25 protein-coding genes are annotated in these 18,890 nt (G+C 61.4%); 19 read left to right on the top strand and 6 right to left on the bottom strand.

All coding sequences use genetic code 11. From position 1 onward, the window contains the following. Window positions 1-199: 199 nt before the first annotated feature. From AC1DTN_RS29595 to AC1DTN_RS29560, 8 genes are all read left to right on the top strand, one after another. A complete protein-coding gene (locus AC1DTN_RS29595) occupies window positions 200-997 on the top strand; it encodes a glycosyltransferase family 25 protein (protein ID WP_442205643.1) in 798 nt (265 codons plus the stop codon). A 111-nt stretch (window positions 998-1,108) separates the two neighbouring features. Continuing rightward, window positions 1,109-1,639, top strand: coding sequence for an N-acetyltransferase family protein (locus tag AC1DTN_RS29590; protein ID WP_477923788.1), 531 nt, complete (start codon window positions 1,109-1,111; stop codon window positions 1,637-1,639). Between the two features lie 32 nt (window positions 1,640-1,671). After that, window positions 1,672-2,220 carry a GNAT family N-acetyltransferase gene (locus tag AC1DTN_RS29585; RefSeq protein ID WP_477923787.1) on the top strand — a complete coding sequence of 183 codons (549 nt, stop codon included), beginning with the start codon at window positions 1,672-1,674 and terminating at the stop codon, window positions 2,218-2,220. 211 nt (window positions 2,221-2,431) lie between these two features. Beyond that, complete coding sequence (locus AC1DTN_RS29580) at window positions 2,432-3,619, top strand: arabinose transporter (RefSeq protein ID WP_477923786.1); 1,188 nt, start codon at window positions 2,432-2,434, stop codon at window positions 3,617-3,619. Between the two features lie 756 nt (window positions 3,620-4,375). Beyond that, window positions 4,376-4,930: an alpha/beta fold hydrolase gene (locus AC1DTN_RS29575; protein ID WP_477923785.1), complete on the top strand. Its 555-nt coding sequence runs from the start codon at window positions 4,376-4,378 to the stop codon at window positions 4,928-4,930. An 86-nt stretch (window positions 4,931-5,016) separates the two neighbouring features. Further along, window positions 5,017-5,226 (top strand): hypothetical protein, encoded by a 210-nt coding sequence (locus AC1DTN_RS29570; RefSeq protein ID WP_442205647.1) that lies wholly within the window; start codon window positions 5,017-5,019, stop codon window positions 5,224-5,226. Continuing rightward, window positions 5,223-5,540 carry a hypothetical protein gene (locus AC1DTN_RS29565; RefSeq protein WP_310388348.1) on the top strand — a complete coding sequence of 106 codons (318 nt, stop codon included), beginning with the start codon at window positions 5,223-5,225 and terminating at the stop codon, window positions 5,538-5,540. The genes AC1DTN_RS29570 and AC1DTN_RS29565 overlap by 4 nt, the downstream gene beginning before the upstream one ends. A 358-nt stretch (window positions 5,541-5,898) precedes the next feature. Further along, entirely contained in the window at window positions 5,899-6,426 is a 528-nt protein-coding gene (locus AC1DTN_RS29560) for a hypothetical protein (RefSeq protein WP_442205648.1), read from the top strand. An 89-nt stretch (window positions 6,427-6,515) separates the two neighbouring features. Here the strand turns inward: AC1DTN_RS29560 and AC1DTN_RS29555 are convergent, their stop codons facing one another. Continuing rightward, window positions 6,516-7,169: a hydrolase gene (locus AC1DTN_RS29555; protein ID WP_477923835.1), complete on the bottom strand. Its 654-nt coding sequence runs from the start codon at window positions 7,167-7,169 to the stop codon at window positions 6,516-6,518. A gap of 154 nt (window positions 7,170-7,323) precedes the next feature. On the opposite strand from AC1DTN_RS29555, the gene AC1DTN_RS29550 reads away from it, so the two are divergent. Together AC1DTN_RS29550 and AC1DTN_RS29545 are read left to right on the top strand one after the other, a co-directional pair. Continuing rightward, entirely contained in the window at window positions 7,324-8,217 is an 894-nt protein-coding gene (locus AC1DTN_RS29550; protein ID WP_113321938.1) for a LysR family transcriptional regulator, read from the top strand. A gap of 147 nt (window positions 8,218-8,364) precedes the next feature. Further along, on the top strand, window positions 8,365-8,781 hold the full coding sequence (locus AC1DTN_RS29545; protein WP_442205650.1) for an ASCH domain-containing protein: 417 nt from the start codon (window positions 8,365-8,367) through the stop codon (window positions 8,779-8,781). Window positions 8,782-8,880: 99 nt separating this feature from the next. On the opposite strand, the gene AC1DTN_RS29540 is transcribed toward AC1DTN_RS29545, so the two are convergent. After that, window positions 8,881-9,690: an SDR family NAD(P)-dependent oxidoreductase gene (locus tag AC1DTN_RS29540; protein ID WP_477923782.1), complete on the bottom strand. Its 810-nt coding sequence runs from the start codon at window positions 9,688-9,690 to the stop codon at window positions 8,881-8,883. A 48-nt stretch (window positions 9,691-9,738) separates the two neighbouring features. On the opposite strand from AC1DTN_RS29540, the gene AC1DTN_RS29535 reads away from it, so the two are divergent. After that, window positions 9,739-10,194: a winged helix-turn-helix transcriptional regulator gene (locus tag AC1DTN_RS29535; protein WP_477923781.1), complete on the top strand. Its 456-nt coding sequence runs from the start codon at window positions 9,739-9,741 to the stop codon at window positions 10,192-10,194. 177 nt (window positions 10,195-10,371) lie between these two features. Here AC1DTN_RS29535 and AC1DTN_RS29530 read toward each other — a convergent pair whose 3' ends face one another. After that, entirely contained in the window at window positions 10,372-10,584 is a 213-nt protein-coding gene (locus tag AC1DTN_RS29530) for a cold-shock protein (protein ID WP_007818490.1), read from the bottom strand. 910 nt (window positions 10,585-11,494) lie between these two features. Between AC1DTN_RS29530 and AC1DTN_RS29525 the strand changes: the two genes are divergently transcribed. The 3 genes from AC1DTN_RS29525 (at window position 11,495) to AC1DTN_RS29515 (ending at window position 14,400) form a co-directional block, all read left to right on the top strand. After that, window positions 11,495-13,177, top strand: a complete 1,683-nt coding sequence (locus tag AC1DTN_RS29525) for an arylsulfatase (RefSeq protein WP_477923779.1) — start codon at window positions 11,495-11,497, stop codon at window positions 13,175-13,177. A 263-nt stretch (window positions 13,178-13,440) separates the two neighbouring features. Beyond that, on the top strand, window positions 13,441-14,040 hold the full coding sequence (locus tag AC1DTN_RS29520) for a J domain-containing protein (RefSeq protein ID WP_244430578.1): 600 nt from the start codon (window positions 13,441-13,443) through the stop codon (window positions 14,038-14,040). Between the two features lie 144 nt (window positions 14,041-14,184). After that, a complete protein-coding gene (locus tag AC1DTN_RS29515; RefSeq protein ID WP_477923778.1) occupies window positions 14,185-14,400 on the top strand; it encodes a hypothetical protein in 216 nt (71 codons plus the stop codon). 9 nt (window positions 14,401-14,409) lie between these two features. Here the strand turns inward: AC1DTN_RS29515 and AC1DTN_RS29510 are convergent, their stop codons facing one another. Both AC1DTN_RS29510 and AC1DTN_RS29505 read right to left on the bottom strand, forming a co-directional pair. Continuing rightward, entirely contained in the window at window positions 14,410-14,688 is a 279-nt protein-coding gene (locus tag AC1DTN_RS29510; RefSeq protein ID WP_477923776.1) for a hypothetical protein, read from the bottom strand. Between the two features lie 366 nt (window positions 14,689-15,054). Then, on the bottom strand, window positions 15,055-15,405 hold the full coding sequence (locus tag AC1DTN_RS29505; protein ID WP_007818485.1) for a hypothetical protein: 351 nt from the start codon (window positions 15,403-15,405) through the stop codon (window positions 15,055-15,057). 363 nt (window positions 15,406-15,768) lie between these two features. Here AC1DTN_RS29505 and AC1DTN_RS29500 point away from each other — a divergent pair, with 363 nt between their 5' ends. The 4 genes from AC1DTN_RS29500 (at window position 15,769) to AC1DTN_RS29485 (ending at window position 18,083) form a co-directional block, all read left to right on the top strand. Continuing rightward, the gene (locus tag AC1DTN_RS29500; protein WP_025669895.1) at window positions 15,769-16,062 is read left to right on the top strand and encodes a hypothetical protein; all 294 of its coding nucleotides are present in this window, start codon (window positions 15,769-15,771) and stop codon (window positions 16,060-16,062) included. Further along, the gene (locus AC1DTN_RS29495; RefSeq protein WP_442205654.1) at window positions 16,059-16,373 is read left to right on the top strand and encodes a DUF1476 domain-containing protein; all 315 of its coding nucleotides are present in this window, start codon (window positions 16,059-16,061) and stop codon (window positions 16,371-16,373) included. Before AC1DTN_RS29500 ends, AC1DTN_RS29495 begins: the two co-directional genes overlap by 4 nt. Before the next feature lie 232 nt (window positions 16,374-16,605). Next, complete coding sequence (locus AC1DTN_RS29490; RefSeq protein ID WP_477923775.1) at window positions 16,606-17,442, top strand: dienelactone hydrolase family protein; 837 nt, start codon at window positions 16,606-16,608, stop codon at window positions 17,440-17,442. Window positions 17,443-17,750: 308 nt separating this feature from the next. Further along, window positions 17,751-18,083, top strand: coding sequence for a hypothetical protein (locus tag AC1DTN_RS29485; RefSeq protein WP_310388327.1), 333 nt, complete (start codon window positions 17,751-17,753; stop codon window positions 18,081-18,083). Window positions 18,084-18,316: 233 nt separating this feature from the next. Here AC1DTN_RS29485 and AC1DTN_RS29480 read toward each other — a convergent pair whose 3' ends face one another. Beyond that, window positions 18,317-18,607: a GIY-YIG nuclease family protein gene (locus tag AC1DTN_RS29480; RefSeq protein WP_477923774.1), complete on the bottom strand. Its 291-nt coding sequence runs from the start codon at window positions 18,605-18,607 to the stop codon at window positions 18,317-18,319. On the opposite strand from AC1DTN_RS29480, the gene AC1DTN_RS29475 reads away from it, so the two are divergent. Next, a complete protein-coding gene (locus AC1DTN_RS29475; protein ID WP_477923773.1) occupies window positions 18,606-18,890 on the top strand; it encodes a hypothetical protein in 285 nt (94 codons plus the stop codon). The two genes, AC1DTN_RS29480 and AC1DTN_RS29475, sit on opposite strands and share 2 nt — an antisense overlap.

The following is an 18,890-nucleotide window of genomic DNA, read 5'->3' as shown; positions in this document are numbered from 1 at the left end:
AACAGTGCCGGCAGTTTACACCCGCGGAAGCACCGCAACCAGCACACCGCCAAAACGGCATCTCTGCTTGTCGCGCGAAGCGGCCACGAACTCGCTTCGGCCGGTGCCATCTGCTCGCGAATTCCGCGCTTTTGCTTGCATCGGAACACGGTTATATGCTTGCGCTGACGGGGCAGGCATCGGGCGCCAGGGAGTTCACTTGAGAATATTGATCATCAGCCGCAAGGCGGAGGAGGTTCGGCGGAGCTTCCAGATCCGGCAGATGGCCGCACTCGGCCTGTCCTTCGAGTTTCTCGATGCATTCGAAGCTGGCGATCTCACGGCCGAGGAATGCCAGACGGCTGCCAGCAACTGGCCGAGCCCGACGCGCCGGCAGGACATCGGTTGCTTCCTGTCCCACCGCAAGGCCTGGCAGGCGGTAATCGCGCATGGCGCGAAGATGCTCATCCTCGAAGACGATGCGGTGCTATCAGACGATATCGCCGCCGTCCTCGCCAATATCGAAGCCCGCAACGATGCGTGGAACAGCGTCTACGATCTCGAATTCGCTCCGCGGCGCCATATTCTCAACCGCAAGCGCGCATGGCAGGACGAGGCCGGCCGTTTTGGCGCGACCCGCGTCTATCAGAACCGCGTGGGGCTGGCAGGCTATGTCATCGGCCCCGAGGCGGCAAAACGCATGCTTGCAGAAACCAACACCTATTCGCTGATCGATGCGCATTTCTGGCACCGCTCCTGGCTTGCCGCCTACCAGATCGAGCCGGCGCCCGTCATCCAGCAGCGGTTTCTGGAGGGTGAGGCCGAGAGCGCCGATTTCGTGCGCCCGGAAAAGGATCTGGTGTTCCTGCCGCTTAGCAAGGTGCGTAAGCAGTTGCGCCGGCTGGAGCTCGAAAGCATCAAGGCGAGAAACCTCGTTGCCGGCCTGTTGTGGGGGCAGAAGAGGGATGTTCTCGTCGATCGCTCCAGGTTCAATGCAGGTACGGTGAAATCCGGTTAGGTGGGGTTGTTGCCGGCGCTGGTGCAGGTGATCGGATAGGGGCTGCCTGGAATAGTGGCGCCGGTATGCGGTCACGATCGGGCGGATTGTCCGGTAAGGATAAGGCGGGAGATGTATGATATTTCGATCAGAGTCGCAGGCATCGCCGACGCTCAGTCGATTGCCGAGTTCCATGTGAAGGTCTGGCGGCATACTTACGCAACCCTTGCGCCGGCTGTGGCCCACGCGACGCTCGACGAAGCCTATCGCGGTCAGCGCTGGCGGGAGAAGCTCGCGTCTGCCGACGCCGACCAGATGGTGCTGATTGCCGAAGCGAACGGGCAGATCGTCGGAATCGGCGCCGCCGGCCGACCTTCGGAGCCGATCTTTGGGGATCGCGGCGAAATCAAATTTCTCTATGTCGATCCGGACAGCCAGCGCCGCGGCATAGGCCGGGCGCTGCTTGCGCGGCTGGCGCAGCATCTCAAGGCGAGGGAGTTTCGGGGAGCTGCGCTCGGCGTCGTGAAGGGGAATGCGGCGGCGATTGCGTTTTATCGGGCGCTGGATGGCGATCTTGCCGGCGAATTCATCGATCCCGGCCCGGTCTGGCGATCGGAAAACCTCGTCTTCGTCTGGGATGATGTGACGCCGCTCATGGCGTGATACGGGCGGCGTTTCAGCTCTGGGTATCGAGCTTGTTGACAAGCTACGGCAGCCGTATTCACCTGCGCTTGTCTGATGTTGACGAGGTGAGTGCTGGCGTGATGTCTGAAGTTGCCGTCAATATCGAACCTGCGCTGCAGCACGAAGTCTCGGCGCTTCTGTCGCAGTCGGATTCTGTCGCCGCGGCGCTCTATCCGGGTGAATACCGTCGGCCGATCACCGCGGAGTCGCTGGCAAAACCGGGCACGTATGTCCTCATCGCGCGTCTTGCTGACAGAGCGGTCGGACTTTGCGTGCTGTTTGAGCGAGGTGACGGCACTACGGAGCTGAAGCGCATGATCGTGGATGCCGGTGTGCGGGGTGCCGGTATTGGTATGGCACTGCTTCGGCGAGCGGAAGTTCAGGCGCTGACGCTCGGAGCGCAGGCCATGCTGCTCGAAGTTGGAACACGCAACATCGAAGCACAACAGCTATATCGCCGCGGCGGGTACAAGCCATGCGAGCCTTTTGCACCCTATACGGCGACACCCATAAGCCTCTTCATGAGGCGGGCGCTGATAGAGGCCGTATCAGGACGATAGCGGGGTACCGCCGTCCGACATAGGAGAGGACGAAGCGGGTGGTGTGGCGGCACAGCCACCGTTGACACCCGCCCGCATATCCCGTATCTGGCAACCCATGCCAGTCCTCTGGCCGTAAGCGTTTGACGTCAAGCAACGCACTTATCGATCCTCGCCGGTCGGAGTGCGTTTTTTTGTGCCCGTCGGACGAGGGAATAGCCAGGAGGTTTTCATGGCTTTCCGTCTTACTGATGATCGGGAGCAGGCCCGGCTTTACCTGCTGACCGCGATCCTCTTCATCTCCTATCTCTGCGTTGCAATTGCCCTTCCGGTCGTGCCCGTATTCGTGACCGGCGCGCTTGGCCTCGGCAATGGCTGGGCCGGCCTTGGCGTCGGCATTGCCTTTCTCGCCACCATCCTCACCCGCAGCTATGCCGGCGGGCTTGCGGATGGCAGGGGCGCCAAGCTTGCCGTGCAGCGCGGCCTGCTTTTCTATGTTGCGGGCGCGCTGATCTCGCTCGCCGCGGGGCTCTCGCTGCAGGCGCCGGTTGCGGCTTTCGCCATTCTCGTTGCCGGGCGGCTGTTGATCGGGCTTGGCGAAAGCCTCGTCGCCGTCGGCATCATTGCCTGGGGTATCGGGCTTGTCGGGCCGCAGCGTTCCGGCCGGGTGCTGGCGCTCATCGGTGCGGCGATCTACGGCGCGCTCGGCCTCGGCGGGCCTGTTGGGCTGCTGCTGCTCGATCATCTCGGCTTTGCCGGCACGATGGCCGTCAGCGCCGTGCTGCCCTTGCTGGGGCTTGCCGCAATCCGTAGCGTGCCCGCCGTTGCCGCCCATCCGGGCAGGGAGCGCCCGCCGCTTGCCGCTGTCATCGGCCGCATCTGGGTGCACGGGCTGATCGTCTGCCTGCAGGGCATGGGCTTTGCCGCAATCGGCTCCTTCTTCACTCTCTATTTCCGCGATCTCGGCTGGGATCATGCAGGTCTCGGGCTTACCGCCTTCGGCTGCGGCTTCGTGCTGGTGCGCCTGCTCTTCGGCCACTTGCCGGATCGCTACGGCGGGCTGGCGGTCGCCGTCGTCTCGCTTGCGGTCGAGGCCATCGGCCAGTTGCTGATCTGGAGTGCCGGCGATCCCACCGTCGCCCTGATCGGCGCCTTCATGACAGGCCTCGGCTGCTCGATGATCTTTCCCGCCATGGGGCGTGAAGTCGTGCATCTCGTGGCACCGCATCTGCGCGGCACGGCGCTCGGCGGATTTTCGGCCTTCCAGGATCTCGCTTACGGGCTCACCGGACCGCTGGCGGGTGTGCTGGCGGATCGGGCGGGTTACGGGAGCGTGTTTCTCGTAGGTGGGGTGACGGCGGTTTGCGGGTTTGTGATCGCTGTCGTGTTGAGGCGAGGGAAGGTGGTTGCGGCGAGGTGAGGGTGCATGGATGAGTAGGGGGTGTGTCGGAAGCCCCCTCCGTTCGGCCAGGGTCGAGCCACGGGTCCCGACCCGTCCTGGCCGGTCCTCAATATGCCTGTGGTTAACCGAATGGGGAGCGGAGACGGCTCGTCCTGATGCGACCCTCTATCGCTCCTATCCCCACGGTTGTATAATTCCGCCGGCAAACGAGTATGGTGTATTCAGGCCCCGTTACCCAAGGGAGGATGCCTTGTCCAGATCGTCGTTTTTTCTGTCACTCGTGCTGGCCGTCGGCCTGTCAGTCCCAACAATAACCGTGCCGACTGAAGCAAGCGCACAGGCCCAGATCTCCATTAGCGTTGGCACCAATCTCAACAGAGGCAGAGGGATTACCTGCAGTCAGGGCGAGAGGCTGCTCCGCAGCCGCGGTTTCCGCGACGTCAGGCGGATCGACTGCCGTGGTCGTTTCTTCGTTTATCATGCCCGCAGAGGCAACAGCCGGTTCGAAATTTCCATACGGCAGCGTGATGGCCGCGTTGTGGATATGCGCCGCATCGGTGGAAGGCGATAGCGCCGAAAAGGTGAGCCACGCGCTCGTCCGGATCGATCTGGCGCCAAGCTGGCCTGAACGACGCCAACAAGGTTAGTGGCATCCGCTGGCGAATTCGGCACCCGTCGACCTCCCTCCTTGTCGAGGGCGAAGCACGGGTCGAGGCCCTTGCCCTGTTCCCGTAACGACCCATCTCCCTGACGGTCACAACGGGAACATTACCCATGCCAACTCAGATCCTCTTCATCCAGGGCGCCGGCGAAACAACCCACGACCAGTGGGACAACAAGCTCGTCGACAGCCTCGCCAGCGAACTCGGCGAGGCCTATGCCATCCGCTATCCCCGCATGCCCGATGAAGCGGACCCGCATTATCAGGCCTGGAAAGCCGCAGTCGTCGCTGAGTTCCAGACCCTCGAAGACGGGGCCATCCTGATCGGCCATTCCTTCGGCGGCACGGTGCTTCTCCACACGATTGCCGAAGACTGGCCGACATTCGAGCCCGGCGCCGTCATCCTGATCGCGCCGCCCTTCATGGGGGCCGGCGGTTGGGAGAGCGATGAGATCGCCGGACGTGACGACTTTTCCGAAAGCCTGCCGGAGGGGTTGCCCGTGCTCATCTATCACGGCAGCGAGGATGACACCGTGCCCTTTGCCCATATTGAGGCTTACGCCAGGGCGATCCCGGATGCCGTCCTCTGCTCGCTGCCGGGGCGCGATCACCAGCTCGACAATGATCTCGCCGACGTGGCCAAGGATATACGTTCGCTGGCCGTATAGGCCCGCCGGCCCCCATTCCATCACTCAACCATTGGCATCGCATCCTCCCGCGTCGCTGAAATTAAAGCCGATGCAGGAGCTGCCGCATGATATCGAGATATTTTGAAGCAAGGGGCAAGGCGCCTTTCCGCGCGCCTGCGCTGACGCCGGGCGTCCGCCGCCTCGATACCATCGGCATGCTTCCGCCGCTTGCCAGCCTTCTCCTTGCCGCCGGCTTCGTGATCTTGCTCGCCGGCCGCTATGAGGCCCAGCTCATCCGTGCGGAGCGCATCCAGCAGGAGGTCATCGGCCGATGAACACCTTCAGCCTGCGGTTCGATTTCGACGAACTCGTCATCCCCATCCTCGGCCGGAACGATAACGGCCTGCTGCTATATGGATCGGCAGAGCTCTCGGGAGATCATGAGGGCTTCGGCGTCGAGATGATCCATCTTGCCGAGGGCACGGTACTGCGCCCGGCCGGCAATGCCGAATCCGGTAGGCCCGCGCCCTTTGCCGACGAACTCTTCCGGCGCATCGCCGCCGTCATCGGGAACGACAAGACGGTGCTCGGCCGCCACGCGGCAATGGAATGGGCCGAGCTCGTGGAACGCCACAGCGAGGCGGCCTGAGCGCCGCCTGCCGGTGCGGAACATAAACCTATCTTTGTTTGCTTTCGCGCGTTCCGGGTCCCCGAAAAGTCTCGCCTGATATGGATCGTGATCGAATATAGGAATAATTTCCTTGATTGTTGCGGGCATTGGCGGGTACAACCTTATGACGGCAGCGATATCCAACAGGAGAGTTTTGCATGCATGCCTGCCCGCTCGAAAGGAGCGACATCACCATCATCAAGGCATTCGGGCACGGTGCGCCATCACGGCGGATCGCAGCATTGTCGGCGGTGTCTGACGGCGCCTCTCACCGATCGGTGACATGCTTCCAGCCGGCAGAAACGCCAACCATTCTTGCGCCCAACGGGTGGCGTTCTTGAAGGATATTCCCGAAGACCTGATGGTGCTGGTGCGGGCCGCGCAGCTTTCGGCCGGCTTCTGCCAGGAAAGGGCGATTGCTTCGGCGATCGGCCGGGAACGCGCGCGATGCAGGCAGGCGGTTGAGGCATGGCGGACGCAGCTAATGGCTGGTGACGATCTCGGGCGCAGTATCGAACTGCTGCTTGCGCGGATCGAGGCGGGTGGCGGCACGATGGAGCAAGCGCCCGCCGACGATGACGATGCGGTGCTTATTGCGCTCAGGCGCAAACTGCATGAAGCCGCAAGGGTGGCGGAGCGGCAACTGCTGGCGATGTCTGATTACACTGATATCGCGCAGGAGGCAGCCGCCATCGAGGCGATCCTGCAGCCGGGGGAGGTGATTGCCGACTGCATGCTGTGTCTTAGCCCGGTGACATCCGGGGGTGTCGAGGCCCGGCTGCGCGCCGAGCTCTGGAAGCGGGGGGAGTATATCGGGACCTATCTGGGTGGGGAATTAATGCGAAGGTGGTCAATCTACAAATGACGCCTTCCGGCCCAAACGAAATACCGAACCCTCGCATCCAAATGATGGGGATGACGAACCTAGATAAGCGCTCGTCATCCCCGCCCAGATCAGCCCGCGGTGCCTGGCACCGGCGTGTTGAGCAGCTGCTGTTCCCACAGATAGGCGATGCCGCTGCCGGCCGCGTGCTGCACGAGCACGTCCGTTATCTTGCCCGCAGTTTCGAGACGGGCCCAGTCGCGCTGCCATTCGGCGGCCAGCGCCAGCCACGTCATCATGTTGGCGCCGGCCGCGATCATGCGCTGGATGGCGACCGCGTGGGCTTCGACCGAAACGGCGCCCGATGCATCGGTGATGACAGTTACATCCCAGCCTTCACCGAGGGCCTGAATTACCGGCATCGCGACGCAGATCTCGGTCCATAGACCGGCGATGATCAGCTGTTTGCGGCCCGTCGCCTTGACCGCATCCACAACCTTCTGGTCCTCCCAGGTGTTGATGAACGTTCGGTCGATCACCTCCTGGTCGGGAAACACATCGGTGATCTGCGGGAAGATGAGACCGCCACGCGCAGCGACCACGCTGGTCAGGATGGTGGGGACGCCGAAAGCCTTGGCGGCCTTCGCCAGAGCCGTCGCATTGTTGACGACCATCTGAGGTTCGTGACTGTTCAGGTTCGCAAGCTGGTAAGGCTGGTGGTCGATCAGCACGAGTACCGAATCTTCGGGACGAAGAAGCGAAGCAAGGCCATTACGAAAGGTCATGAAGGGATCCTCTGCTGCCGTCTGTTTGAGTTTGGTTCGACGAAAGACTTGCGCTGACAGCCGCGCCGCCTCCGCGCCGGACATTGTCATTCCCCTTTGCGATACGGTAGTGCTCGCTTCTGCCATGCTGTGTCGCGCAACGGGGAACGCTAAAATGGATATCGAAGAGCTCAGGACATTCGTCGAGGTCGCCGATGCCGGAGGCGTTTCGCCCGCCGCGCGCCGGCTTGGCGTCACCAAGTCGATCGTCAGCCGGCGGCTCGCCCGGCTCGAAGCGGACCTCGGCGTCCAGCTTCTGGCACGTACGACCCGTGGCGCGGCCCTGACTGAGGCTGGGATAACGTTTCGGGATCATGCGGCGAGGGTCTGTGCCGAGATCGACATCGCCAGGGAAACGATCCTGCCCACCGGCGATCTTCGTGGCCGCCTGAGAGTGGCCGTTCCGCTGTCCTTCGGCCCGACCCACTTCGCGCCCGTGCTCGCGGACATGGCGCAGCGCCACCCGCAGCTCCAGCTCCAAACCGTCTATAGCGATCGTTTCGTCGATCTCATCGCCGAGGGCTTCGATTGCGCGATCCGCGTCGGCTATCTGCAGGATTCCAACCTGATCGCAAGGCGCGTCGGACCGATCTATGGGAAGCTGGTCGCAAGCCCCGATTATATCAGGACGCATGGGTCTCCCGAAAAGCCGGAGGATTTCGCCAACCACGAGGCCCTGATGCAGGGAACGGAAGCCTGGCAATTCATGGATGGCGAGGAGATTGTCACGGTTTACCCGCGGGGACGCTTCAAAGCCGACAACGCCATGGCTCTGCTTGCGGCGGCTTTGAAAGGGCTAGGCATCGCCTGGATTCCCGATGGGGTCATCGATGATCATGTCGCCTCCGGCGCGCTGGTTCCGGTCATGACACGCCATCCGCCCCCTCCGGCAGGCGTTTATGTCATTCGCCCGCCGGGTCAGTATCCCGCGCGGAAGGTGCGTGTGCTGACCGACATGCTGATCGACTGTTTCCAACAGGCGCGTGACCCTGCGGACGAAGGTCGCTGAGGCCCGGGTGGCGGGAAGCCCCGACCGGTCTCGCTCGATGTCAGGGCGCCGGGGTGACCGCTTTTGGCGCCAACAGCAGACATGCGGTCTTCGCAAGCTCAAGATATAGGTTCGGGCATTGAACATGGAACGGGCTGGAGCCGCGATATGATTGCTGACGAACCATATACAGAAGGGTCTTGGGAAAAGTTGGACCGCTTCTCCTTCGGTGATGAGCCAAAGCTTGCTGATCAGTTGCTTAATTTAGTTCTATGCGGCCTGAAGACTGCCACATGCTGGCCGATTGAAGAGGGCCAACAGACTGAAGTCGGTCGGCGATCTGTGGCTTGTGATGGCGCAGGCCGCCCGAGAGCGGTGTTGGAAACCGTCCTGATTGAGCAGATGGCATTCGATGAAATTGGCCAGGAGTTTGCTGCCAAGGAGGGAGAAGGCGATGCTAGTCTTCATCAATGGCGTACTTCGCACCGAGAATATTTTGAACGAGCAGGCATCTATAGGCCCGACTTGTTGCTGTGGTGCGAAACCTTTCGATTGGTATCGGTCATTGAGGCGGAGCGACAATAGAGCCTTCCTGATGACCGCAATTGGCGGGCGCGAAGCGGCCACCAACTCCCTTCGACTGGTGGCGCTGCTACCGAATTCCGGTCTTCTGCCGCATCCACGCTAAATCGCCGGCAGCATCCCGCCATCGACCCTGAGATTCACCCCCGTAATATACCCCGCACGCGGGCTGACGAGAAAGGAGACGGCGTCGGCGATTTCGTCCAGCGTTCCCACCCGGCCAAGCGGCACCTCGGCGAAGAGGGGCAGCACCGCCTGTTCGATCGTCTCCCATGCGGCATCCGCAGCCACGCCGCGCTCACCCGCCACCTCGCGGAAGCGGGCGTCCAGGCGGGCGCTGCGGATCGTGCCCGGCGAAATCGTATTGACGGTCACGCCTTCGGCCGCCACCGCCTTGGCCATGGAAGAGGTCATGGCGTTCATGGCGGCCTTGCAGGCGGAGTAATCAGGCCTGCCGGCAGGCGGCATCAGGCCGGCGAGGCTGGAAATATTGATGACGCGGCCAAAGCCTGCCTTGCGCATGTCAGGCAGCAGCCTTGTGGTGACCCGGACTGCGGCCAGGACATTGCGGTCGTAGGCCGCGGCCCAGGAGGCGGGGCGGCTGTTTGCCCAGTCCTCCGGCTCGCCCGAGCCGCCGGCATTGTTGACGAGGATGTCGATTCGGCCGGCAAGCGCCTGTGCCTCGTCGATCAGGCGCTCCACCTCGTCATCGATGGTGAGGTCGCCGGTCACCGCATGGGCGCGGCCGCCTTCGGCAATGATCTCATGGGCCACGCGCTCCGTTTCGGCCCTGTTGCGGCCGTGGACGATGACCGTGGCCTTCTCGCGGGCGAGCCCTCTGGCGATCGCTTCGCCTATGCCCTTGCTGCTGCCGGTGACGAGCGCCGTCTTGCCGTCGAGTTTCAAATCCATCGCGGTGTTCCTATCTTGGAGTGGAGGAAAGCACAGAAGAACAGGACGATGCTTGACACAATTACGCACTTAAAAGTGCCTGTAGGACAGGAAGAACGCTCCGTCTGCCTCGGGCCTGACGGCTCCGTCGCGCATGTGACGCGGGTGCTCAAAATGATCAGCGGGCGCAGGAAGCTGCCGATCCTGTTCCGGCTCTTTGCCGAGCCTTCGATGCGCACCCTGCAATTGAAACGGGACATGCCGGGCATTTCGCAGAAGATGCTGACCCAGCATCTGCGGGAACTGGAACAGGACGGGCTTGTCGAACGGCGGGATTTCGGCGAGCAGCCGCCGCGTGTGGAATATCAGCTGACGGAGGCGGGCAGGGCGCTGATGCCGGTGCTGATGGCGGCGCGGGAATTTTCGCGGGGGCATGGGGCGAGGGTTGACGGTACGGTGAAAACCCCTCCCCACAAGGGGGAGGGACTAACCCCGAGGTGCCGCCTCACTCCTGTAGATACGTAGAAGATTTGGAAGGCGGGCGCAGCTCGTTAAGCCCCTCCCACCTGTGGGGAGGGGTTGGGGAGGGGACTTCCTTCGGGGATACAGACCGGATCCGCATCTTCCGCACCATCCCGAAACAAAAACGGCGCCCCTTACGGAGCGCCGTCGCCTGCTTGACGCAGAAAGACCTGAATCAGATCAGAAGGCCTGGATGTTAACAGCCTTCGGGCCCTTGCCCATGCGATCCGGCTCGGTGTCGAAAGAAACCTGCTGACCTTCGCGGAGCGACTGGATGCCAGAAGCCTGGAGAGCGGAGATGTGGACGAAAACGTCCTTCGCGCCGCCTTCCGGCGTGATGAAACCAAAACCCTTGTCCTGGTTGAAGAATTTTACGGTGCCCTTAGTGGCCATGGGGGATAGTCCTTTTCCCATTGGTAGTTAGTTTATCCGCACCCCCGGCGGTGGGGAGGCGGACGGCTTTAGCTTTCGCGTTTCGGCCCTGGAGCCCGGCGCGAAGGGTCAGTCGAGACGTCACGTACGGGGAAAGAACATCTACGCGCATGGGTGTCACCCATACCGCCCTACCGGAGTTGGCGCTCCGAAAGGGCATTACCACTTCAGTCCAGTCACCGGCATGCGAAATGCCCGAGTGTTGCAGTTCGTGCCAGCATTTCGGGCAAAAAGCAAGCGGCAATATTGTGGCATGTCGTTCGCGGTTGCGAGAATGGGTGATGATTCAAATGGTTGGCGAAAGATTAGCAGAGCCTTGCAAGGTTGTGCCATTACGGGACGAGGCGAGATTTACAACCTGAAGGCGGCGGCCTGCATCTTCCGGCTGACGGACTCCCGGTTCCCTTGGAATCCCTTTTATCAGCCCGCGGACAGAAGGGTAGAGAAAGGCGGTATGATGTGGCAAATGCCGCACGCCGCTTCACAGCGGTTCCAGCGGTCATTTTGCGCGCAAAACGGCCATGACGTGGCGGGTCCCGACCATCGGAGTGTGGCGACGAGAGTCTTCAATCTGGTGGTGAAGGCAAAGATGTGCGATTATCCGCCAAGGCGGCGGCTGACACCTAGGCAGACGCCAGGGCAAGCATTTCATTACTGGCCATCGACGCTTCGATAGCGGGTACGCCTGTCGCCACTCTATGGCGAATGATCAGCGCGGCATTCATCTGGCCAACAACCCGACTTCCCACAACATCATGCCGCGAACTGTCACGACATCAGATCGTCTTCGGCCGAGAGGATGGCATCCTTTTACTCTGAGAGGCCGTGCCAATGGGGCCGAGCAACGAGCAAACTCAACGGAGGATATGCCATGAGTGCCATGAGAAACTTTTGCTTTGGTCTGCTGGCTTCCGCATGCGCAACCGCGCTCGGCGCACCGGCAGTCGCACAGCAGCAGTCGAAACCCAACATCCTTGTCATCATGGGCGACGATGTTGGTTGGTTCAACATCGGTGCCTATCACCGGGGCATCATGTCCGGGAAGACGCCGAACCTCGATAAGCTGGCGTCCGATGGCATGATGTTCACCGATTATTATGCCGAGGCGAGTTGCACGGCTGGCCGGGCGAGTTTCATCACCGGTGAAATCCCATTGCGCACTGGCCTGACGACTGTGGGTCAGGCGGGCGCAGATGTGGGCATGCCGGACAAGGCCGCAACCATCGCCGCCGTCCTCAAGACCGAGGGCTACGCCACGGGCCAGTTCGGCAAGAACCACCTCGGCGATTTGAACAAGTTCCTGCCAACTCTGCATGGCTTTGATGAGTTCTTCGGGTACTTGTACCACCTCGATGCGATGTCGGACCCCTACTGGTATTCGTTCCCGGATGACCAGTCGTACCGTGACAAGGTCGGGCCGCGCAATCTGGTGCACAGCTTTGCCACTGATACTGATGACGCGACCCAGCAGCCGCGCTGGGGCAAGATCGGCAAGCAGCGGATCATCGACGAAGGCCCGCTGGCGCCATACCCTGATATGTCCAACGTGCCGAACATGCATGACATAACGCCCAAGGCCAAGTACGACATGGGAACGTTCGACGAAGTGCTGGTCAAGGCTTCCTGCGACTTCATGGACAAGGCCAAGACCGAGGGCAAGCCGTTCTTCGTCTGGCACAACACGACGCGCATGCACGTCTGGACGTTCCTGTCTCCCAAGTACCAGGCTTTGATGAACAGCCAGACCAATTATGGTCTCGAAGAAGCCGGCATGGCGCAATTGGACGATAGCGTCGGTGCCATCCTGAAATGCGTGGAGGACGCCGACGAGACCGACAACACCATCGTCGTCTTCACGACCGACAATGGCGCAGAAGTATTTACATGGCCTGACGGCGGCATGACCCCGTTCAAGGGCACCAAGGGTACTGTGATGGAGGGCGGCTTCCGCGCACCCGCAATCATCCGCTGGCCGGGCAGGGTCAAGCCGGGCACCGTCGAGAACGGTATTTTCTCCGCCCTGGACTGGTTCCCCACGCTGGTGGCTGCGGCTGGCAATCCCAATATCACCGACCAGTTGCTCAAGGGGGTGAAGCTGGGTGACGTGACCTACAAGAACCACCTCGATGGCTACAACCAGCTGGACCTGCTGGAAGGCAATTCGCCGTCCGCACGTCATGAGTTTTTCTACTTCGGCGGCCCTGCTCTGGGTGCTGTACGCCTCGACAATTTCAAGTTTCAGTTCTTTCAGCAGCCGCAGGGTTGGCCCGGCGCAAAGGTAACGACGGATATGCCCACGATGGTCAATATCCGTCAGGATCCCTTCGAKCGGACACCGTCGATTGGCGAGCAAAGCCTCAATGATCTGGGTGGAGGCTACATGAATGACTTCTTTGCTCGCGAGTTCTGGCGCTTCGTGAGCGTTCAGGAGCAAGTCGCCAAACTCGCTCTTACGGCGGTTGACTACCCGCCAATGCAGGATCCGGCCTCCTTCAACCTGGATGCTGTGAAGAGGCAGATAGACGCGGCGATCAAGAACAAGCCAGGCAACTGATCGAGAACGGGTCGAGACGACGGGTGGCCCGGAAGGGCTGCCCGTTTGTTCTTTTGCCTGGGTTTAGCCAACCAGCGCAGCAGAAATCGCACCCCGTTAACCCCTTGCCTGTGGGAAAATCCGCCCCGTTCCACAATTTCGTCCCGAGCGGCCGCAATTATGGCAGGGTGTTTCGGGGCTTGATGCGGCGCGAGCCAGCCGGTAGGTCTCGGAGGGACGAAGCAGTGAATGAAGGAAGTGCCGGCGTGATCGATCCTTATGCCATGCTTGGACTGGAGCGTGACGCCAATGGCGAGGCGATCAGGCTTGCCTGGCGCAAGGCCGCCAAGGGCGCACATCCGGATGCCGGCGGCGACACCGATCATTTCAACAGGCTGCAGATCGCCTACGAACTCCTGCAGGATCCCGTGCGCCGGCGCGTCTATGACGATACCGGCTACGATCCGCAACTGGCCGACCCCAAGGATCTCGAAGGCGTGTTGATGCTGGAATCGCTCGTCAACGAGGTGATCCTCGACGAGCGCGAACCCGGCAGCTTCGACCCGGTCGCCGCCATGCGCCGCAAACTGTCGGACGATATCGTCAAGAGCCGATTCCACATCCTGGAGCTCGAACGCCACCGCGCCCGCGTGCGCAAACACATAGACCGCCTCGGCCGGCGCCCGGAAACCGACGTGCTCGGCTCCATGCTGCGCGCCCGCAGCGAAGCCATCGCCGACGCCATCCGCAAGACGGAAAAGCAGATCCAGACGATCGAGCACACCTATACGATGCTCGAGGGCTACTCGTATGAGGTGGAGGTTCTGGCGCCGCTGGAAGAGGTGGATGCGGTGGAGCCGCAGCGCGGAGAGGCTGCGGAGTAGGGCAACCATCGCCGCAGGAGATCATCCGGCCTTGCTCGCGCGCATGATTCCGATTTTCGGGCCGATGTTGTAGCCACTCGGATGGCAGGCGCCTGAGCCCAACGGATTTCCGTACAGCATGTCCGGCATGTGATATGATTGTCCATGAACTATTCCCTGAAGGACCTGGACGTGGCGCGCCGGCAAGTGGTTGCCGACCGGCAGATGATTTCGGCGCAGGAGATCCTGATCGACGGGATGCTTGTGCGGGGAGAGCCGGCGGGGCTGGCGCGGGAAAGGCTGGTCACGATGACCGAGGATCTGCGCAACCATCGCTTCCATCAGGATCTGATCCAGGCGGCGATCCGGCTGCAGCGCTGAGCCTGCCGTTCATGCTGCGGGCCTCCACCGGGCGCGGATTGCTCGCGTCTCGGTTTCTTCTTTGGATTTTTGGTCTTTCCCATCAGCCCCGCGGGCTTTCTTGTAGGCTTCGCGTGCTCTCCCGTCGGCTTCTCTCTCGGTGGCGATCTTCTTTTTGTGGTCGCCGCGCGCTTCCTCGAGTTCTTTGATTGTCGGAAGATCATTGCCGGCCGGAGCCTTGTCTGACGGTCCGGGCTGGTGGCCGTTCAGGGCGGCGCGGGCAGCGGTGGCCTGGGCGATCAGTTCCACGGCCGAGGGGCTCCTTGCCGGGCGCTTCGCATTGGCGTTGTGATGCCTTCCATCCCTATGAGAGGCGGGGTTGTCGGGTGTGTTTCCAGGCATGTTGCATGCCTCCTGTTCGTGTCTTGAAGCCGCCACCCTTCATCGCGCCGGCGCCGGATGGAGTGCCGTATCGCTGTCGAAGGCGGGGTCTCCCCATGGTTTCAGCGGTCTGCCGCTGCCGGCCGGGAATTGGCAGTCATGGCGCAGGCGAATTTCTGTCTGTGCATGATCATCCTCCGGGAAGGATGGGCGAGCGGTTGGCTTGGGTGAGCGGTCGGTGGGGCAAGCGGCCGGGGATTTCTCGCCGGCCTCGGTTTTGCGGGGGCGAAACGCTCAGCTCGGCTTTCCAAGAGCGATCTGGCAGGCCTGCGCAAGGTCCGCGTTCGGTTCGGTGGTGCCGAGCGGCGTAGCCCAGCCGGCCTTCTTGATGATGTCGCTGCGTCCATAGGTGCCGGCCGCGTTCAGCTCGGCCATGATCTGCGCCGAGGCCGGATCGCTCTTGGCGCGGTCGAGACAGTAGGGTGTCAGCGCGGCGGCGATCGCCGAGGTGCGCTCGATGCCGGCGGCTTTCTGGGCGCTGCCGCTGGTCACCCAGCCTCCCCAGCTGAAGCCCACGATCGCCAATGCGGCCGCGCCGCACACGGCGCCCCACAGGCCGGGGCGAAGCCATGTTATATTTTGCATCACGAATTCCAATCTTTAAAAAAAGCACGCGATTTCGCGTACTTAAATAATAACACAATAAAAAATCTTCGCTTTGTTTATTATTTTATTCGCCATTTCTGTTGTAATCGTTCAATTATATTAAAAAAATTCTTGTGATGTGAGTATGAAGGCCCAATAAAACTATTGTTTTATCTTTTCGTCCTAATCGCGACTCAATTGGAGCGCAATGATATCCGGTCGTCGTTTGGCCATATGGCTCTCGCCGGTGTCAGAGACTTGAAGGCAGCCACGCTTCCGAATTCCGATTGCCAGACCGATGCCGTAGCCCGATGAGGCTTTCACCCGGCTGCGGTCAACCGCCTTCACCTGGAGCCTGTCACCATGTCAGCCTACGAATCGTCAACACGCACGACCAACACCATCGTCCATTTCTCCGCCTCCTTCACGCTGCCCGATCTCGTTGGTGAGATCCATCCGGCCGGCGACTACAAGATCGTGCAGGATGAGGAGCCGATCGAGGGGCTTTCGCGCATCGCCTACCGGCGCGTCGGAACCTTCATTCATCTGCCCTCGATTGCGGAAGGCAGCCGCTTGCGCCGGATCGTGAGGATCGAGCCTGCATTTCTCCACCATCTGCTGGAGACCACGAATGCGACAGGGGAACTTTCCTCATGACCGTATTCGAAGATCGCGAGAAGGCGCTGGAGCAGATGTATTTCCTGGATTCCGACATGGCATTCAGGGTGCGATCGCGCCGCGACCGACTGCTCGCCCGCTGGGTCTGCGGCATGACGGGCGCGGACAGCGAGGCCTATATCGGCGAGATCATCACTCTCAGGGTGACCGGAGCAGATGACGAAGGCTTGATCGCCAAGATGGTTGCGGATATCCGCGCCGCCGGCAAGGATGTGGACGAGAAGGCGCTCAGGGCGCGGATGGAAACGCTGACGGCCGACGCCATGCGGTATCTCGCTCGACCTCTGTGATTTTCTCGGTGATCGAGCTGTCATCCACGCCAAACCCGGCAGTCGCCACGATCCGAGCAGCGAAGGCGTGGAACTGAACCGCAATCACTGTCACCCACCGTGACACCGCTCTGCACCAGCAGCGGTCGCCGGATGGTGCGCCTCTCCGCCGCATTGCCTTGACCGTCGCTTCACCCAAATTGCGTGGTGAAAGTGTCAATGTCGTGCCATCCATCCGGCAAGAGGTCGTTCAGTGAAAATCGCGCGGTTCTTGTTCTGCTTCGTCGTCTCCCTGAACTTCATACCGCAGGCCCAAGCCGACGAGCTGGTTCACTTCGACAGCGCCACGGTCAAGCCAAGTCCGTTTCTTGAGCGCAAGGCGAAAGAACAGGGCGTAGCGCTGCCATCACCGCAGGCGACCCCGCTCATCGGATATCTCACCCGTCCGCCGGGCGACGGGCCGTTTCCGGCCGTGGTGTTGATGCACGGATGCGGCGGCATCCATGCCCATGTGAAAGAGGTCTGGCCGGAGCGGCTGGTCTCCTGGGGTTATGTCTCCCTCGTGGTCGACAGTTTCACTACCCGCAACATCGAGAATAGCTGCAAGACCTATCTTCCCGATCGGGTGTTCGATGCCTATGGGGCGCTGGACTTCCTGACGAAGAGCGGCTTCGTCGATGCCAGGCGCGTCGCGCTGATGGGCTTTTCGGCGGGTGGGATTGCGACGCTGGAGGCGACGAAGATCGAGGGCAATGAGCAGCTGATGGACAAGAAATTCAGGGCGGCGGTTGCCTATTATCCGGTCTGTGCGCCGCATGAGAGCGATGCGACGGTGCCGACGCTGATCCTGAATGGCGATCTCGATGACTGGAGCCCGGCGGAGCGCTGCCGGCAGCGGGTGTCGCGGCTCAGCGGCAAGGGGCCACCGGTCGAGCTGCATATCTATCCGGGAGCGCGTCACGATTTCGATGATGAGGCCATGATCAAGCCGAAGACGGTGTTCGGGCATGTGGAGGAATATAACGCGGCTGCGGCGGAACAATCGATCGCCAGCATTCGCGGCTTCCTGCAGAAATATCTCGCGAACTGAAGCCAGGGCGAACTATTTCTCCCGCAAACCCGCCGACGGCGCAGGAAAAAAGCCCGGCGGGGTTTTCCGGGCCTGAGGTCGAATGTGGGCGTGGCGAATCGTTTCCGCTGCGCCTCTTTATTCGGCCTTTGCCCCTCTGGCCGTTTCGAATGAAGCGGTCACCGGCCGAACCGATTGAAGCTTAAGATGGCGCACGCTCGGAGATTGAAAAGGGGAAGGGAGCGCGGCAAGTGAAAATTGCCGGGAACAATCTCGGCCACGCGCGGTTCCCTAGAGATCAGCAACCGAATGCTCTCAGGAGAAGACCAATGCGCATGAAAATTGTCGCAGCGTCGCTGCTTGCCCTCGGCATGGCCACATCCGCCTTCGCCCAGTCCAACCCGGCTCCGACGGCCCACACGATGGACAAGAGCACCGTCGATTCCGGCGGCGGCGCCGGCACGACGCATACCAAGAAGCCGGTGATGGACAAGACGACCACCGGCAGCACGAAGGCCGGCAGCGCCATGAAGATGAAGAGACCCGACTGCCCCGGCGAAGCCGCCAGCAGCAGCGGCACCGGCCCCGGCAAGTTGCAGACCCAGGGCGGCACCAGCAACGCCACCCCGACGGACGAAGCCTGCGCGGCCCACAATAATTGATCCCCATCGCCTGACACGGCGCGGGTCGAGGATGCCTGGTCATCATGGGTGGCCGGGCGTTTTCTCGTGGGGGTGGTTTGCCAGGATGGTAGTCGCAGCGGAGCTGATGGGTGGCACGCGAGCAATCCCTCTCCTCCGTCATTCCTGTGCCCTCGTGCCGGCACAAGGGATGTCACAGGAATCCAGCCGGCTTGCGTTTGCAAGCCGAAAGGACTCTTATCGGTGCGGCGATCTCATAATCCCATCAAATGCCTGGAAATATCCTCCCATTCCGGATTATTCTCCTCGATGAGATTGAGCTTCCACTGACGTGGCCATTTCTTGATTGTCTTCTCGCGGGTGATCGCGGTCGTGACGAGATCATACTCCTCGAACCAAACGAGCGTCTTGACGCCATATCGAGAGGTAAAACCCGGCGTCAGCTCGTTTTGATGCTCGTATAGCCGGCCTGGAAGATCACTCGTCACGCCGGTGTACAGCGTGCCGTTTCTCTTAGACGCGAGGATGTAGACGTAGCCCTTCATGGTTGAAGAGTGGACTGTCTCGGCGCTGTTTTTCAAGAGTCTTTTCGGCTTGCAGACGCAAGCCGGCTGGCAACTGTGTTTGTCAGGTTGGATTGAACATCGTTTTGTCCCTTATCAGAGCGTTTGCGGTGGCGAGGATTTTTCGCGCGATGGCGATGATCATGACTTTGAAGGGCTTGCCCTTGGCAGCCATGGTCTGAGCCGTTCTGGCGAATGGTGTATTCAACCTATGTGCAACGAAAGCCGCCATGTAGACCTATGTGCAACGAAAGCCGCCATGTAG

It is taken from the genome of Rhizobium sp. 01T444 (genome assembly GCF_056398305.1).
The sequence above is the reverse complement of the archived record's forward strand: the minus strand, read 5'-3'. Positions and strand labels throughout refer to the sequence as shown.